The 15,521-nt window shown below is 39.0% G+C and carries 16 protein-coding genes and 1 other annotated feature; of the genes, 12 read left to right on the top strand and 4 right to left on the bottom strand.

The window, feature by feature from the left end:
• Window positions 1-134: 134 nt before the first annotated feature.
• The 6 genes from AC59HZ_RS10275 to AC59HZ_RS10250 all read left to right on the top strand — a co-directional run bounded on the left by AC59HZ_RS10275 (window position 135) and on the right by AC59HZ_RS10250 (window position 5,718).
• On the top strand, window positions 135-1,112 hold the full coding sequence (locus AC59HZ_RS10275; protein WP_496545701.1) for an efflux RND transporter periplasmic adaptor subunit: 978 nt from the start codon (window positions 135-137) through the stop codon (window positions 1,110-1,112).
• Window positions 1,112-1,822, top strand: a complete 711-nt coding sequence (locus tag AC59HZ_RS10270) for an ABC transporter ATP-binding protein (RefSeq protein ID WP_496545700.1) — start codon at window positions 1,112-1,114, stop codon at window positions 1,820-1,822. Before AC59HZ_RS10275 ends, AC59HZ_RS10270 begins: the two co-directional genes overlap by 1 nt.
• Complete coding sequence (locus AC59HZ_RS10265) at window positions 1,800-2,966, top strand: ABC transporter permease (protein ID WP_496545699.1); 1,167 nt, start codon at window positions 1,800-1,802, stop codon at window positions 2,964-2,966. Before AC59HZ_RS10270 ends, AC59HZ_RS10265 begins: the two co-directional genes overlap by 23 nt.
• Before the next feature lie 95 nt (window positions 2,967-3,061).
• Entirely contained in the window at window positions 3,062-3,733 is a 672-nt protein-coding gene (locus AC59HZ_RS10260; RefSeq protein ID WP_496545698.1) for a response regulator transcription factor, read from the top strand.
• A 9-nt stretch (window positions 3,734-3,742) separates the two neighbouring features.
• Window positions 3,743-5,005 carry a sensor histidine kinase gene (locus AC59HZ_RS10255; protein WP_496545697.1) on the top strand — a complete coding sequence of 421 codons (1,263 nt, stop codon included), beginning with the start codon at window positions 3,743-3,745 and terminating at the stop codon, window positions 5,003-5,005.
• A gap of 185 nt (window positions 5,006-5,190) precedes the next feature.
• Window positions 5,191-5,718 (top strand): PepSY domain-containing protein, encoded by a 528-nt coding sequence (locus tag AC59HZ_RS10250; RefSeq protein WP_496545696.1) that lies wholly within the window; start codon window positions 5,191-5,193, stop codon window positions 5,716-5,718.
• A 49-nt stretch (window positions 5,719-5,767) separates the two neighbouring features.
• On the opposite strand, the gene AC59HZ_RS10245 is transcribed toward AC59HZ_RS10250, so the two are convergent.
• Window positions 5,768-6,643: a cupredoxin domain-containing protein gene (locus tag AC59HZ_RS10245; protein ID WP_496545695.1), complete on the bottom strand. Its 876-nt coding sequence runs from the start codon at window positions 6,641-6,643 to the stop codon at window positions 5,768-5,770.
• A 109-nt stretch (window positions 6,644-6,752) separates the two neighbouring features.
• Window positions 6,753-6,893, bottom strand: a complete 141-nt coding sequence (locus AC59HZ_RS10240) for a hypothetical protein (protein WP_496545694.1) — start codon at window positions 6,891-6,893, stop codon at window positions 6,753-6,755.
• A 146-nt stretch (window positions 6,894-7,039) separates the two neighbouring features.
• Window positions 7,040-7,255: a binding site (T-box leader), on the top strand.
• Between the two features lie 47 nt (window positions 7,256-7,302).
• Here AC59HZ_RS10240 and proS point away from each other — a divergent pair.
• Window positions 7,303-8,733: a proline--tRNA ligase gene (gene proS / locus AC59HZ_RS10235; protein ID WP_496545693.1), complete on the top strand. Its 1,431-nt coding sequence runs from the start codon at window positions 7,303-7,305 to the stop codon at window positions 8,731-8,733.
• 231 nt (window positions 8,734-8,964) lie between these two features.
• Window positions 8,965-9,525, top strand: a complete 561-nt coding sequence (locus tag AC59HZ_RS10230; protein WP_496545692.1) for a GNAT family N-acetyltransferase — start codon at window positions 8,965-8,967, stop codon at window positions 9,523-9,525.
• A gap of 33 nt (window positions 9,526-9,558) precedes the next feature.
• Here AC59HZ_RS10230 and AC59HZ_RS10225 read toward each other — a convergent pair whose 3' ends face one another.
• Window positions 9,559-10,152 (bottom strand): YdcF family protein, encoded by a 594-nt coding sequence (locus AC59HZ_RS10225; RefSeq protein WP_496545691.1) that lies wholly within the window; start codon window positions 10,150-10,152, stop codon window positions 9,559-9,561.
• Window positions 10,153-10,322: 170 nt separating this feature from the next.
• Between AC59HZ_RS10225 and AC59HZ_RS10220 the strand changes: the two genes are divergently transcribed.
• Window positions 10,323-10,988 (top strand): vWA domain-containing protein, encoded by a 666-nt coding sequence (locus tag AC59HZ_RS10220; RefSeq protein ID WP_496545690.1) that lies wholly within the window; start codon window positions 10,323-10,325, stop codon window positions 10,986-10,988.
• A 451-nt stretch (window positions 10,989-11,439) separates the two neighbouring features.
• Here AC59HZ_RS10220 and AC59HZ_RS10215 read toward each other — a convergent pair whose 3' ends face one another.
• A complete protein-coding gene (locus tag AC59HZ_RS10215; RefSeq protein WP_496545689.1) occupies window positions 11,440-12,288 on the bottom strand; it encodes a DegV family protein in 849 nt (282 codons plus the stop codon).
• Between the two features lie 226 nt (window positions 12,289-12,514).
• Between AC59HZ_RS10215 and hmpA the strand changes: the two genes are divergently transcribed.
• From hmpA to AC59HZ_RS10200, 3 genes are all read left to right on the top strand, one after another.
• Complete coding sequence (gene hmpA / locus AC59HZ_RS10210; protein ID WP_496545688.1) at window positions 12,515-13,729, top strand: NO-inducible flavohemoprotein; 1,215 nt, start codon at window positions 12,515-12,517, stop codon at window positions 13,727-13,729.
• Window positions 13,730-13,876: 147 nt separating this feature from the next.
• Window positions 13,877-14,491, top strand: a complete 615-nt coding sequence (locus tag AC59HZ_RS10205; RefSeq protein ID WP_496545687.1) for a DedA family protein — start codon at window positions 13,877-13,879, stop codon at window positions 14,489-14,491.
• A gap of 247 nt (window positions 14,492-14,738) precedes the next feature.
• Window positions 14,739-15,515, top strand: coding sequence for an SGNH/GDSL hydrolase family protein (locus AC59HZ_RS10200; protein ID WP_496545686.1), 777 nt, complete (start codon window positions 14,739-14,741; stop codon window positions 15,513-15,515).
• The last annotated feature ends 6 nt before the right edge of the window (window positions 15,516-15,521 follow it).

Raw genomic sequence — 15,521 nt, 5'->3', positions numbered from 1 at the left:
AAGCACGCTGACTCAGGTTCAGCGTGCTTCAATTATTTTCATTAAGGAAAAGTTAAGGAATGAATTGAATAATAGGCTTATTCCAAAATAATTCATCTCCAGGCAGTCGGACTGGAAAAAAGGAGTAGGCAAAAATGAAAAAATGGATCTATATTTCTTTGGGTATTTTGCTAGTGGGGTTTGTTGGCTACCAATGGTATTCATCAAAAAATGGCACAAAAACGGCTTCAGCCAGTGTAAGGACTGCCGTTGTCCAGCAAGGCAAATTAGAAGTGAAGATCAGTGGTTCTGGAACGGTACAGCCAGTTACGAGTGAAGACATTAAATCAACGATTGATAACAATGAAATAGACGAAGTGTTAGCTGTTGCCGGTGAAGAGGTAAAGAAAGGGGACGAGCTTATTACCTTTACAGACGGAAGTGACCCTGTCACAGCACCTGCTGATGGTGTCGTCACCACTCTTGCCGTTACTGCAGGAGAACGTGTGACAAACGGACAAGTAGTTGCTCATTTAACAAACTACAAAGATTTACAAACCGTCGTTCAAATTGATGAACTTGATATTCCAAAAATTAAAAATGGCCAAACGGTTAGTTTAAAAGTAAACGCCTTTCCAGATCAAGCGTACACGGGAAAAGTTACAGCAATTGCCGAGGAAGGGACTTCATCAAATGGTGTTTCTACCTTTGATGTAACAATCCATATCGACAAACCAGACAATCTTAAAGTAGGAATGAGTACCGAAGCCAGCATTTTAACGGCAAGTAAAGAGAATGCCCTTTATGTACCACTTGATGCCATTTACACGTCCAATAATCAAAAATATGTCATTATCGCATCATCAGATACAACGAATCAAAATTCAGGGACCGAGCAAAAAACTGTTAAAACGGGGTTAGCGAATGAAGATTATGTGGAGATTACCGATGGAGTAACGGCAGGAGAAACCGTTCAGTTACCGCAATTAGCCACTGGAAGTACTTCGAATAATGGCCAAAGAATGATGCAGGGCAGCGGCTTTGGAGGAGGATTCGGCGGTTTCGGTAACACTGGCGGCTTTAACCGCAGCGGAACCGGACAAAGGCAATTTACCGGAAGGAGCGGAAACTAGTGGTGAGACCGATTATTCAAATTAGTAACTTAATGAAATCCTATAAACTCGGTGGCGAAACGGTTCATGCCTTAAATAATGTTTCTCTCGATATTCAAAAAGGAGAATTTCTAGCTATTATTGGCCCATCAGGTTCAGGTAAATCAACCTTAATGAACATGCTTGGCTGCCTGGACCGGCCACAGGCAGGTAAGTATCTCCTTGATGGTAAGGATATTGGAAAAATGAATGATAATCAGTTAGCAACGATTCGGAACCAAAAAATCGGATTTATTTTTCAAAATTTTAATCTATTAACAAAATTAACCGCACTTGAAAATGTGGAACTGCCCTTGTTATATAGCGGTGTTCCAGTAAAAGAGCGACGAGAGAGAGCTATAGCGGGCCTTAGTAAGGTTGGATTGAAAGAGCGTTCAGGTCATTTACCGACACAGCTTTCAGGAGGCCAGCAGCAGCGGGTAGCGATTGCCAGAGCCCTTGTTGGCAATCCAGCTATCCTTCTCGCTGATGAACCGACAGGTGCACTGGACAGTAAAACCAGCAAGGAAATATTACAGGTAATGAAAGAATTAAACGAGTTAGGCCATACGATCATTTTAATTACCCACGATTTAGCGATTGCTAAAGAAGCAAGGCGAATGGTCAGCATTCAGGACGGTCAGCTTCAGGAAAATGGGGGTGAACTCATTGGGAATTTTGCAATCTATTAAAATGGCACTGCGCAGCATTCAAAGTAATAAGCTAAGGTCAGCATTAACCATGCTCGGCATGATCATTGGTGTTTCCTCCGTCATCGTGCTCGTGTCGATCGCCCAAGGTTCGGCAAAGAACGTAACCAGCCAAATCAATCAGCTAGGAACAAATCTTCTGACGATTAATACCTTTGGGACGGATTTAACCTTAACAGAAGATAAAATAAATGAGCTGAGTAAACTGAATGGCGTCAAAGCATTATCACCGGTGGTTTCCGGCCGTGTAAACGTGAAAAAGGATCGGACCAATTCACAAGTTTCGTTAACAGGGACCAATGCCGATTATTCCAAAGTTCGGGATACAAAGGTAAGTAATGGGCGTTTTATTAACGATCTTGATATTGAATATAGGCAGAAAATTGCCGTTATCGGATCGGAAACGGCCTCCACCTTTTTTGGTGGGGATAATCCTGTAGGTCAATATATTCAAATTGAAGGCACTTCCTTTAAAGTGGTTGGGGTTCTCGCATCTAAAGGAAGCTCGCTAGGTCAAAGCGGCGATAATGTCGTGATTGTCCCGCTAAGCACCGGGCAGCGTTTAGTGAAAAGCACATCGATTAATCAAGTTTATTTACAAGGAAAAAGCGAGGATCAAATGGATTTTGTCATGAATGAGGTAGAAATGACAATGGCTTCAATGTATCCCGGCAAGAGTGATTCCTATAGTGTGACCAACCAGCAGGATATCATGGATACGATGAGCTCAGTTTCCAGTACAATGACGATGATGTTAGGCGGAATTGCCAGCATCTCCTTATTAGTCGGTGGCATTGGCATTATGAATATTATGCTTGTTTCCGTATCTGAACGAACAAAGGAAATCGGGATTCGCAAAGCCATTGGAGCGAAAAGGCGTGATGTTCTCCTCCAGTTCCTTATTGAAGCAGTCGTATTAAGTGGTGTTGGCGGTCTAATTGGAATCCTAGCCGGAGTCGGAATTGGGAAACTACTTTCCTCTATTCTAAGTTTAACCGTTTCCTTTACATCATCCGTAATGCTTTTATCCTTCTTATTCTCATTGGCTGTAGGTGTGGTATTTGGGGTGTTCCCTGCTAATAAAGCATCTAAATTGAACCCAATTCAAGCCCTTCGTTATGAATAAATACGTTTATGGCGGACTCGACTATGTTGTGTCCGCTTCGTTTGCTATATAATAATTGTATTAAATAAGCCTTTATTAAAATTGGAGAGATTAATATGCGGTTATTAGTTGTAGAAGACAATCTTCCATTATTAGAATCCATTGTCGAGCTTTTATCGGATGAATTTGAAGTGGATCAAGCATCCAATGGGGAGGATGCATTGTTTTTAGCAATGCAGAATATTCATGATGCGATTGTCTTAGATGTAATGATTCCGGAAATTGACGGATTTGAAGTGTTGCAAACTATCCGGCGGGACGGCATCAAAATCCCTGTCTTATTTCTGACAGCCAGGGATTCCTTAGAGGACCGAGTAAAAGGTTTGGACTTCGGCGGTGACGATTATTTAGTGAAGCCGTTTCAGGCTGCTGAGCTAAAGGCAAGAATTCGGGCATTATTAAGAAGAAGCGGCAGTTTAACAACCAATCAAACGATTCAGTACCGGGGAATTGAACTCCTCGGGAAGGAAAGAGATATTCAAGTCGATGGTGATTCTATAAAGCTTACTACTAAGCAGTATGAGCTATTGGAATATTTGATTCAAAACAAAGGCGCGATTTTAACAAAAGAACAAATTTATGACAGGGTTTGGGGCTTTGATTCCGATACGACGATTGCAATTGTCGAAGTGTTTATGCACCATCTCCGAAAAAAGCTAGAACCATATGGGTATCATGTCGATATCAAAACGATTCGTGGCGTAGGATATATGCTTAGCGAGGAATAGGAGTATATCATGTTTCGTCAAACACATATTAGACTTACTCTGTTAAACTCCTTAGTCTTTATCATTTTGATTAGCACCCTTGGCAGCATCATTTATTTTTATACAGAAAATCGGCTTTATAAGGATGTAAATCAGTCGCTATTGGAATCCGTGAACCATATTGAAGAGCAACGGCCGCCTGGGCTAAGTGCTAAGCATGATGAAGTAGATCCTGGTCCTAGGTTCATTCGGAGAGATCCGCGAATCATGACCTTGATTTGGGATGAGAATAACAATCTTGTAGCAGAACAAAACCGAGAATCTGAGATTTTTCAAAATAACGAAAAAATTATTCGACCGAAAAAGTTAAAAACGTTGCAGGATGTTGATGTAGAAAACTTTTCATATCGGTATGTGGCTTTTAAAGTGGATACTCCTGTATTGGGAAAAATTACTGTTCAATTCATTCGTAATGTGAATTCAGAAAAGGAATTGTTGGACAGGCTTTTGTTAATTATGCTGATAGGCTGTGGCCTTGGAATTATCTGTGCGATAGCGGCGGGGTATTTCTTGGCTGGCAAGGCGCTAGTCCCGATTAAAAATGCCTGGCAGAAGCAGCAGGAGTTTGTTTCTGATGCATCACATGAGTTAAGGACGCCGCTTGCGGTTATCCAGGCAAAGACGGATTTATTGTTCCGAAGTCCTTCCGCTACTGTGCAGGATAAAATACTTGATGTGTCTGCGATTTCTACCGAATCAAGACGCATGTCCAAGCTGGTAGCTAACCTTTTAACGCTGGCACGGTCTGACTCCGATCAAATCGAAATGAAGAAAGATTCGTTTCAGCTGGATGACCTTTTAAAGGAAATCCTTCAACACTACGAAGAAATCGTGATGTACCAAGAAAAGTCGCTGCGGATAGAAGCCAATGAACCAGTTAGATTTTATGCGGATAAAGAAAGGATTCATCAGCTGATTGTGATTTTGTTAGATAATGCCATGAAATACACAAACGAAGGCGGGGATATCCTGCTTTCCTGCAGGCAAACCCATTCTTCGATTATTCTTGAGGTAAAGGATAATGGAATCGGTATTCCTGAACAAGATATTCCTAAAATCTTTGACCGTTTTTATCAAAGTGATAAAGCCCGGACAGCTGCTGAAGGAACCGGCCTTGGTTTATCGATCGCCAAATGGATCATTGAGAAACATCATGGAAAAACAAAAGTTCATAGTACCCTTGGAAAGGGCACGAAAATAGAAATCATTTTTCCAAGAACCCAAAAAAATTAATTTGGGTTCTTTTTTTAAGACTGTTTTAAAGGTTATTGTTCATTTTGAAACCTGTTGATTGGAGCGTAAATCAACAACTATGTTAACAGCCCCTTTTCTTAAGAAAATCTTAAGGAAAGCCCTTCATAATAACCTTATCAATTTGTCCAAATACAGCATGGAAATTAGAAGGGAGAACAATTTATATGAAAAAAATGAGAAGAGCACATTTATGGATTGGCTTAATTGCTTCTGTCCTAATCTTTATGGAATCTATCACGGGACTGCTGTTGAACGAACCTTGGCTTATTGGACAATCCCAGGTAGAGGGCGGCCGTGGCAATTTCCAACCGGGACAATTTAACCAAAGGCAATTTAATCAAGGACAAGCAGGTCAAGGTATGAGTCAAAATTCAGGACAACCGAACAGTCAAATGCAAGGTCAAGCGAATGGTCAAGCGAATGGTCAATTCCAAGGACCACCGGGGTTTGGAAATAACGGTAATTTCGCTTTCAGAGCACGAGGTGAAGGTATGGGTCAGGGCTCTATCTTAAGCACGATAAGAGGTCTGCATGAAGGGAGAATTGGCAATACAAACATCAAATGGTTGATCGACCTAACTGCAATTGCCATGATATTTTTAACGGGGACAGGTATCTATTTATCAATTAAAGTTCTAAGCGCTGATCGAAAAAGAAGAAAAAGCCAAGAAGAAGATTTTGAGGTAATGTAGATTAATATGGAAAGAGCACACGGATTTGGTTCGTGTGCTTTGCTCATTTCTATTCAACAATTATTGTGCCTTTAAACATTTTCATTCCGCAGCTAAAGGTATATTCCCCTGATTTGTTCGGTGTAAATGTGAGATTAGTTGTACCGGTCTTAAGGTTAACGTTATTAATATTAAAGTCTGGAATCATAAAAGTGGATAAACAACTGTTCTCTAGCGGATTTTGGATTTCCAATTGAACAGGCACCCCTTTTTTAACCCTGATTAAGTTAGGGCTATAACCCTTTTCGGTTACAAGCATTTTTACTTTTGGAGTTTGTTCCTTTGTCACATCCACCTCAGTATTCGCAATCTCCTGTGTGGTCTCAGCATGAGCGGTTTCTGTTTGGCCTGGAATTTTGACCATATCGCTGGAATACATAAATAAAAATAAGGAAACAAGCACAATTCCTGCACCAATAATTGCAAAAGGTGATAACTCTTCGGTATTTATAGAATATTTACTATTTGTCGCTACAAAAATATAAACAATGACAAAACCGATGATAAGAATATAAAACCCAACTAAAATACCTAATAAAATCGCAGGGTTTAAGAATTGAAGAAATACTCCGAGTATCGCGCCATTTATACCACCTATCAAACCTGCAATCGAACCCGTTAAAATTGCCAATAATCCAATCGGATGTCCAGCTAAGAACCCAATAACGAATCCAATAATCATGCTGACTCCCACGACAAGGAAGGTTTCGCCGGAACAAATGCCGATGATACTCCCTGAAAGCAGGCCAGTGATAACCGCAATGACCATGCTGATCATGACACCTTGTGTACCTGCCAGTTTGGTTTTATTGCGGTAAACAAGAAAAATAGAATACCCTGAGCAAATCGTAACAATTGCTGCTGAAATAATCGAAAAAATGTCCATATTTGTCTCCTCTTATGTCGTTAAGGATTATTAAGATTAAACAACATAAGAATATTATAATTGTAAATATTTGAATCGGAGATAGAAGCAATTGAACGTTTTATGAATATTAAGGCTTAGAGTTATTTTCTTTATCTAGAGTATTTTTATAAATGCGTTTTAGGGTTTCATTTTGCATTCTAATAAGTTCAAGCAATAATTCTTTTTCTTCCTCTTCCTGCTCGAGTTCATCCTTGTCTTCTTTTTTCATGCAAATCACCCCGTTATTTCCTAATTATTTGAATTTTAACCGATTTATCTATTTGTTGAAAGCAGTATTTTTATTGCTAAAGAAAAATATCCCAAAATAAGATTTGACTTTTCGTATTGGGACAGATATAATTTTCAAAAAATAGTATTGAAACATTGACGAGGACTAGTAAATTGAAACGGTCTTACAAAGAGAGGAAACCATTGGTGCGAGGTTTCTTAAGACGGTCATTTGAACCTGCCTCTGAGTTCTGTATCGGATATTTTGAAGATACATGCGGATAGAGTCCGTTATCATGGAAAGTGTATAAAGCTTTTTGCTTTATGAATTTAGGGTGGTACCGCCAGGCCTTGGTCCCTTTTTAGGATCAAGGCCTTTTTATATTTAATTTTAATAATGAGGTGTCAAAATGGCAAAGGAATTTGTAAAAGATGTAACCAGCATGGACGAGGATTTCGCCCAGTGGTATACAGATGTTGTCACAAAAGCAGATTTAATTGATTATTCAAGCGTCCGCGGTTCAATGATTATCCGCCCATACGGTTATGCATTATGGGATAATATTAAAAATGAATTAGACCGCCGCATTAAAGAAACCGGGCATGAAAATGTCTACATGCCATTATTTATCCCAGAGAGCCTGCTTCAAAAAGAAAAGGATCATGTTGAAGGTTTTGCACCTGAAGTAGCGTGGGTTACACATGGCGGTTCTGAAGAATTGGCAGAGAGATTAGTTGTCCGTCCGACTTCAGAGGTTTTATTCTGCGAGCATTACAAAAATATCATTCATTCCTATAGAGATTTACCAAAGCTGTATAATCAATGGGCTAACGTAGTCCGCTGGGAAAAAACAACCCGTCCTTTCTTAAGGACCTTAGAGTTCTTATGGCAGGAAGGTCATACGGCCCATGCGACTGACGAGGACGCGATGGAAGAAACCATTAAAATGCTGAATGTTTATGCGGCAATTTGTGAAGAAATTCTTGCGATCCCTGTTGTAAAAGGGCAAAAGACGGAAAAAGAAAAATTTGCCGGTGCTAAGGCTACTTTTACAATTGAAAGCCTAATGCACGACGGAAAAGCATTACAATCTGGAACTTCCCATCACTTTGGAACAGGGTTTGCTGAAGCATTCGGTATTCAATATACGGACAAAGAAGGTAAGCTTCAATATGTTCACCAAACATCATGGGGCTTTACAACAAGAATTATCGGAGCACTAATCATGGTTCACGGCGACGACCGCGGTCTTGTGATTCCGCCAAAAGCAGCACCAACTCAAGTTATGATTGTACCAATTGCACAGCATAAAGAAGGCGTGCTTGACTTTGCCTACGATTTGAAAAATTCTCTTGGGGCTGTTGCTCGTGTTGATATTGATGCCAGCGACAAAAAACCAGGCTGGAAGTTCAATGAGTACGAGATGAAGGGTATTCCAGTTCGTCTGGAAGTCGGACCAAAGGACATTGAAAACAAGCAAGTTGTTTTAGTAAGACGGGATACGTTAGAGAAGGTAATTGTTCCTTTGGATCAATTAGAAACAAAGTTAGTTGAATTATTGGATGACATTCAAAGCAATTTATATAACAAAGCATTGAATCACCGTGAAGAAAGAACCACTGTTGCCTTGACTCTTCCTGAATTAAAGGAATCACTTGAAGCAAAACCAGGCTTTATTAAAGCAATGTGGTGCGGCGAGTTAGCCTGCGAGGAAAAAATTAAAGAGGACACGACGGCGACATCTCGTTGTATCCCCTTCGAACAAGAAAATCTGTCCGATAAATGTGTATGCTGTGGAAAAGAAGCAGATAAGATGGTTTATTGGGCAAAAGCATACTAAAAATACTCTTTCATGGGGCCTTTCCTTTCCGGAAGGGCCTTTTTGAATAGGTAATGCTTTTTAAAATAGGTTCAATTCGAGACTCTTTATTTTTATCGGCGAATTTTTAGGTTTTATCAGCGAATCTGACTCGTTTATCAGCGAATTTTTCATTTTATCAGCGAATTGCTTTTTTAAAAGGAAAATCAGTAATTATAGCGAATTTTAATATTTCAGAAGGGGGACAAAACGATGAAACCTATACTAAGAGATTTTCCAGAAGAATTTTCCACAGAAAGACTGCAGATCCGCAAACCAATGCCTGGTGACGGACAAACCGTTTACGAAGCTATGCAGGCTTCAATAGAGGAACTGAAGCCATGGATGCCTTGGGCCCATCGGGAGCAGACTGAGCTAGACGTTGAAGCGAACATGCGTGATGCACACGCCAAGTTTTTAACTCGCGAAGATTTAAGGCTGCACCTATATGATAAAGAGAGTGGCAAATTCATTGGATCTTCTGGTTTACATAGAATTAACTGGGATGTGCCGAAATTTGAGATTGGTTACTGGGTTGACTCACGTTATAGTGGAAAAGGGTACATTACGGAGGCTGTGGAAGCAATAACGAATTTTGCTTTTACTGAACTACATGCGAAAAGGGTAGAAATTCGCTGCGATTCAAAAAATGTAAGAAGTAAAGCCATAGCTGAACGATTAGGCTTCGATTTAGAAGGTATTTTAAAAAAGGATTCTATTTCAGCAGATGGAAAAGAACTACGAGATACTTGCATATATGCAAAAACCGTATGAACCAATTAACCAAGAGTACCGAATTTGGTACTCTTATATACTATCTAGAAAATATCTCTTCAAATAATATTTCGTAATCGCTAAATATTCACGAATATAGGATTTCGGTACAGCTATCAAAGGAGTCTTCGCAGGTATTCCCTTCACTTCCAAATCATTGGCACGTGCAATTGAAATAGCCCGATACATATGAAAATTATTTGTAACGATGAGTCCAGCCTTTGCTTCCTTTGGAATTAGTTTTTTTGAAAAACGAATATTTTCATATGTATCTGTGGATTGATCTTCTAAGATAATCCTACTCTCGGTTATTCCTTTCTTAATAAGCTCTCTCTTGATGGATTCCGCTTCAGAGATATCTTCCCCAGGACCTTTTCCTCCCGAGGCAATAACGATTGCCTTTTCGTTTTCCTTTAAATATTTCGCTGCTGCCTGTATTCTGCTGGCGAAGGCCAGTGAAGGGACGGTTCCTTTCACCCTTGCCCCCAGGACAATTAAATAATCAGCATTCTTGGCTGATTCCAAATGGCTATATTGACTAATTTTAATTTGTAAAAAGGTGAAATAAATCAGCCCTAGAGCTGAACATAACACCAGCAACTGAAAAAAATTTTTCTTATTCTTCATGATTTCAAATCCATTTCAGTAAATTATTTTATACCAATCTATCATATTATACAAAATATTAAATTAGTATTGGTTGAAATCACTAACATATTTTTCAAATAGAGTATAATAATAGAAGAATCTTTTATCAATGGTAGGACTTCAACCGTACATATTAGGAGGGAATTAAAATGTCAACAATTAGTTTACTTAAGAAAAAAGCGGGTATTGTTTTAGAAAAGAAGAAGCTTATAAATGTTGTGGCTCGAGTTGGTTTAGTATTGGATATTTCTGGTTCAATGAGAGGGTTATACAAAAATGGTACTGTTCAGAAGGTGGTTGAGCGGATTTTGGCAGTTGCCAGCCAATTCGATGACGATGGCACACTAGATGTGTGGGTGTATGACAATGAATTTTCTCGTTTAAAATCAGTCACTGAGAGAGATTTTGTCAATTATGTTGAAGACTATATTTTAAATAACGATTTGATTCATAAATTTGGGAGAAATGATGAGCCTCCTGTTATGGAGGACGTTATTATGAAATACACCAATGAATCCCCATCAACTGAACCCGCATTTATCGTTTTTATTAACGATGGCGGCTGCAAAAGAACGATTAAGAAACCAGTGGTCGAATCTTCAAATAAGCCCATCTTTTGGCAATTTGTTGGCATAGGAGATTCCAATTTTGAGGTGCTCGAAAAATTAGACTCAATGGAAGGACGCTTTGTCGATAATGCGAACTTTTTCCATATTAAAGATATCGAAAGAACAACGGATGAAGAATTGTATAATCAGCTTCTAAATGAATTTCCTTCTTGGTTAGAAGAAGTAAAAAATAAAGGGATATTATAACTTTATGATTAATTGGATTTTATGAGGACAGAATTAGTTATATTTGCCGAATCTTGTCCTCATGAAGGGCTCATGAGGACAGGGGAGGGCAATTTTAATAGAGTATTGTCCTCATGAAGGGCCCATGAGGACACGGGTAGCCGGTTTTAATAGAGTATTGTCCTCATGAAGGGCCCATGAGGACACGGGTAGCCGGTTTTAATAGAGTATTGTCCTCATGAAGGGCCCATGAGGACACGGGTAGCCGGTTTTAATAGAGTATTGTCCTCATGAAGGGCCCATGAGGACACGGGTAGCCGGTTTTAATAGAGTATTGTCCTCATGAAGGGCTCATGAGGACACGGGTAGCCGGTTTTAATAGAGTATTGTCCTCATGAAGGGCTCATGAGGACAAAGTTAGCCAGTTTTATTAAAGTTTTGTCCTCATGAATGTATCTGATACAAGAGTCCTTCACTCACATACCCACGAAAGTCCAAGTGTCCCAACTCCCGTATGTACCCCTGCAACCGTTATCAGCATTAAAATTTCTGTTTCAATCTCTGGGAATGACGCGTTTACTAATTTTTCAAGCTCGATTGCCCTATCCTGGTCATTGGCATGGACGATGGCTACTTTTCGAACCAACTTTGATTCGAGGTCTTCCTTTAATTTATTATCAAGCCAAGTTTGGGCTTTTTTTACGGTTCGGACTTTATCTTTAATTTTTGCGGCGCCTTCTTCAATTGATAAAATCGGCTTGATATTAAAGAGGGACGCTAACAATTTTTGACTGCCTGACACGCGGCCGCTTTTGTGAAGCTGATCTAAATTGGAGGGGACTAAATATAATCGTGTGTCCTCACGGTAATCATTTAAAGAAGCAACCACATCAGGAATATCCAGCCCCTGCTCCACCAGTTCAATTCCGCGCTTGATTAAAAAGGATAGCGGATAAGAACCAGTTTTTGTATCAATCGCAAACAATTTAAAATCTTCCATGCCTGCTGCCATAACAGATGATTGATAGGTACCAGTTAAAAGGCTCGAAGCGTGGAGAGCTATTCCAAAGTCATAGTCTTCTTTTAATTGATGATAAAGTTCTACAAAGTCATTGATGGAAGGCTGGGAGGACTGAAACTTATCATCTTCGGTTTTCATTCGGTCATAAAATTCCTTTTCGGATATATCAATTGTTTCCTTATAAAATTCATCATTAATTACAACGTGCAAGGGAATCACATGTATATGATGCTGTTTAATAAATTCTTTACTTAGAGAAGAAGTCGTATCGGTGATCCATGCAATTTTTGCTTTCTTCATATTTTCCTATCCTGCCTTTATAAAATCTTATTCTAACTAGGTTCACAATACAAAAATAGCAATTTTATAACTAGTTACATTTGTCATGCGAAAAAGTGAACAATTTGTGAAAAGTTTCGCAAAAATTTTTAAATGATAGCAAAGTGTGATTTAAATCACTTAATTGATGTGAATTTAGCCATATAATCACATTGGTAATAGGGAAAACAAGTAGGGAGTGTTTAAAATGCTAAACCAAAAAACAATTGATATCATTAAATCAACCGTACCCGTTTTAGAACAACATGGGGAAAAGATTACAACCCGTTTTTATCAGTTAATGTTTGGGAATCACCCAGAACTTTTGAACGTTTTTAATCATGCTAACCAAAAACAGGGCAGACAGCAAAAAGCTCTTGCCGGCACGGTATACGCCGCTGCCAAGTATATCGATAACCTTGAAGCCATTATTCCTGTTGTAAAACAAATTGCCCATAAGCATCGAAGCCTTGGGATTAAACCTGAACAATATCCAATCGTCGGAAAACATCTGCTGCTTGCAATTAAGGATGTTTTAGGCGATGCGGCAACAGATGAAATTATTGATGCATGGGCTCAAGCCTATGGTGTCATCGCAGATGCCTTTATTAGTATTGAGGCGGAAATGTATGATGAAGCCGAAAGCCAAAAAGGCGGATGGGATGGCTTCCGAAATTTCATCGTTGATAGAAAAGTAGTTGAAAGTGATGTCATTACGTCCTTTTACTTAAAGCCTAGGGATCAAAGAGAAATCGCAGACTTTCTTCCAGGTCAATATATCAGTATCATGCTGGAGATTGAGGGGGAGGAATATTCCCATATTCGTCAATACAGTCTCTCTGATGCGCCTGGTAAAGATTATTACCGAATCAGTGTTAAACGGGAATCAGGAGTTCAATGCCCTGAAGGAATGGTCTCCAATTACCTGCATGCTCAAGTGAATGAAGGCGATATTTTGAAGGTAAGTGCACCAGCAGGAGATTTTGTCCTTGATACAGAAAAATCAACACCAGTGGTTCTATTAAGTGGTGGTGTTGGGTTAACACCAATGATGAGCATGTTAAAAACTGTTGTGGAAGTACAGCCGGAACGAAAGGTTACTTTTGTCCATGCCGCTGCCAATGGTAATGTTCATGCTCTTAGGGATGAAGTAGAGGAATTAGCTCAACTTGAAAATGTAACATCCTCTTTCTTCTATGATTCACCAACAGAGGAAGACCGCAAGAACAATCGTTTTGATGTCGAAGGCTATGTGACAAGTGAATGGCTGCAAGAAAAAGTTTCCTTTGAAAATGCCGATTTTTATTTCTGCGGACCAGTACCTTTTATGAAAGCAATTAATCGCTTTTTGAAGGAACTAGGAGTTAATGAAGAAAGAATTCACTTTGAATTCTTTGGTCCAAAGGGCAATTTAGAAGATTAATAGAGTAATTTGCCGGTTTCCAACCAGGAAGCCGGCATTTTTTATTTTATAAATAATGGTCTCCGATTACTATATATACGAAAGATGGATAAAATATTGTTATGACAAAAAATGGTCTTATCTTTTTATTAGGGTGAGGTGGAGATTATGGAGTTTTTACTTTCCTTTATGAACGAATATGGATACCTCGTCCTATTTCTCTCATTGGCGCTTGGGATCATCGTACTTCCGATTCCAATGGAAGCCTTGATGGGTTATGCAGGTTTTCTTTCATTTCAAGGACAGCTAAACTGGATTGGCTGCATTGTTGCCTCTTCGACGGGGTGTGTCATTGGTATGATCATCACGTATTTTATTGGGGCAAAGCTAGGTATGCCCTTTTTTGAAAAATATGGTTCACAGTTGCGTTTTCGTCCGGAAAAAATTCATTCTACGTCAGTATGGTTTAATAAATATGGAAACAAGCTTTTAATTATTGTCTTTTTCATCCCGGTTTTAAGGCATATTACGGGCTATTTTTTAGGGATCACCCGGTTACCTTTAAAGGTATTTTCTATCTATTCTTTAATTGGCTCTTTTCTATGGGTTGCTACCTTTATTATGTTAGGAAAAATGCTTGGTCCGAATTGGGATCTCCTATTCCACGGGATCATGAAGAAATACATAATGTTAAGTTGTATTATTCTTGGAATATTACTATTAGGGGTTTTGCTATTTAAAAAATATAAAAAAGGAATCTTAAAACAAGAACAAACCAGGTAGAAAAGAAAAGTAGGAATCCATTTGCGGATTCCTTTTATTTTTTTAATGTTGGCTGTGTTAAAGCTCTTTGTTGATTTTTTCACCCCTGTTGATTGGAGCGAAGCGCCTGGAGCGGAAATCAACAAGCAAGTATAACACAGCCTAAATGTTAATAAATAATGAACATTACATATTTGAAAGTCCAGAAAGTTTGATTCACCCTTCATCTGTGATTAAATAAAAGAAAAGGCCAGAAAGGATGAGATTTTTGAATAAAAATGTCATACGATCCATTACTGTCATTTCAGTGCTATTTTGCCTCCTCTGGCTGATTGGTCTTGGCTTTGCAGTGGGTGAGTATTATGCAGGAAAGCCGGAAAAGGTTCCGGAAACAAGCACGGTATCTAAGAAAGAGGAAAACAAAAAAGGATTAACTATCCTGGCTTTAGGTGATTCCCTGACAAGAGGAACGGGGGACGAAACCGGTAAAGGATATGTCGGCGTTTTATTGGATGAAATCAAGGGAAAAACAAAACGTCCTGTTCAGTTAACAAATCTCGGCATCAATGGGCAAAGGTCGGACCAGCTTAAAAAGCAAATCGGGCAAAAGGAAGTACAAAGACAAATTCAAAAAGCTGACATGGTGCTCGTAACAATTGGCGGCAACGATTTATTTAGAGGAGGACAAGGAATAGTTGACTTCCAAGCAGGAAACATTGCCACTATTGAGAAAAAATATCTTAATAATTTGAAATTTATTTTCGAACAAATACGTAAAAGCAACAGCAAGGCAAACGTGTTTTTTATTGGATTATATAATCCTTTTATTGAATTGGATCAGGGAAAAGAAATGTCAAAGGTCGTTCGTCACTGGAATTACGACAGTGCAGAAGTAAGTGCTGCTTTTCCTAAAATCGTATTTGTCCCTACATTTGATTTATTTGAACTGAAAGTTAATGATTATCTTTATTCTGACAAGTTTCATCCGAATTCAAAAGGGTATCGTTTAATTGCCGAACGAGTGGCCTCATTGCTCACCTGGTAAGGAGAG

The organism is Neobacillus sp. DZ-9, from assembly GCF_059587065.1.
The sequence above is the reverse complement of the archived record's forward strand: the minus strand, read 5'-3'. Positions and strand labels throughout refer to the sequence as shown.

Excerpts from the sequence above, each read along its gene's own strand:
- proS (WP_496545693.1), top strand. The coding sequence starts at position 7,303 with ATGGCAAAGGAATTTGTAAAAGATGTAACCAGCATGGACGAGGATTTC.
- AC59HZ_RS10230 (WP_496545692.1), top strand. The coding sequence starts at position 8,965 with ATGAAACCTATACTAAGAGATTTTCCAGAAGAATTTTCCACAGAAAGA.
- AC59HZ_RS10205 (WP_496545687.1), top strand. The coding sequence starts at position 13,877 with ATGGAGTTTTTACTTTCCTTTATGAACGAATATGGATACCTCGTCCTA.
- AC59HZ_RS10245 (WP_496545695.1), bottom strand. The coding sequence starts at position 6,643 with ATGGACATTTTTTCGATTATTTCAGCAGCAATTGTTACGATTTGCTCA.
- AC59HZ_RS10260 (WP_496545698.1), top strand. The coding sequence starts at position 3,062 with ATGCGGTTATTAGTTGTAGAAGACAATCTTCCATTATTAGAATCCATT.
- AC59HZ_RS10255 (WP_496545697.1), top strand. The coding sequence starts at position 3,743 with ATGTTTCGTCAAACACATATTAGACTTACTCTGTTAAACTCCTTAGTC.
- AC59HZ_RS10215 (WP_496545689.1), bottom strand. The coding sequence starts at position 12,288 with ATGAAGAAAGCAAAAATTGCATGGATCACCGATACGACTTCTTCTCTA.
- AC59HZ_RS10240 (WP_496545694.1), bottom strand. The coding sequence starts at position 6,893 with ATGAAAAAAGAAGACAAGGATGAACTCGAGCAGGAAGAGGAAGAAAAA.
- AC59HZ_RS10250 (WP_496545696.1), top strand. The coding sequence starts at position 5,191 with ATGAAAAAAATGAGAAGAGCACATTTATGGATTGGCTTAATTGCTTCT.
- hmpA (WP_496545688.1), top strand. The coding sequence starts at position 12,515 with ATGCTAAACCAAAAAACAATTGATATCATTAAATCAACCGTACCCGTT.
- AC59HZ_RS10275 (WP_496545701.1), top strand. The coding sequence starts at position 135 with ATGAAAAAATGGATCTATATTTCTTTGGGTATTTTGCTAGTGGGGTTT.
- AC59HZ_RS10220 (WP_496545690.1), top strand. The coding sequence starts at position 10,323 with ATGTCAACAATTAGTTTACTTAAGAAAAAAGCGGGTATTGTTTTAGAA.
- AC59HZ_RS10225 (WP_496545691.1), bottom strand. The coding sequence starts at position 10,152 with ATGAAGAATAAGAAAAATTTTTTTCAGTTGCTGGTGTTATGTTCAGCT.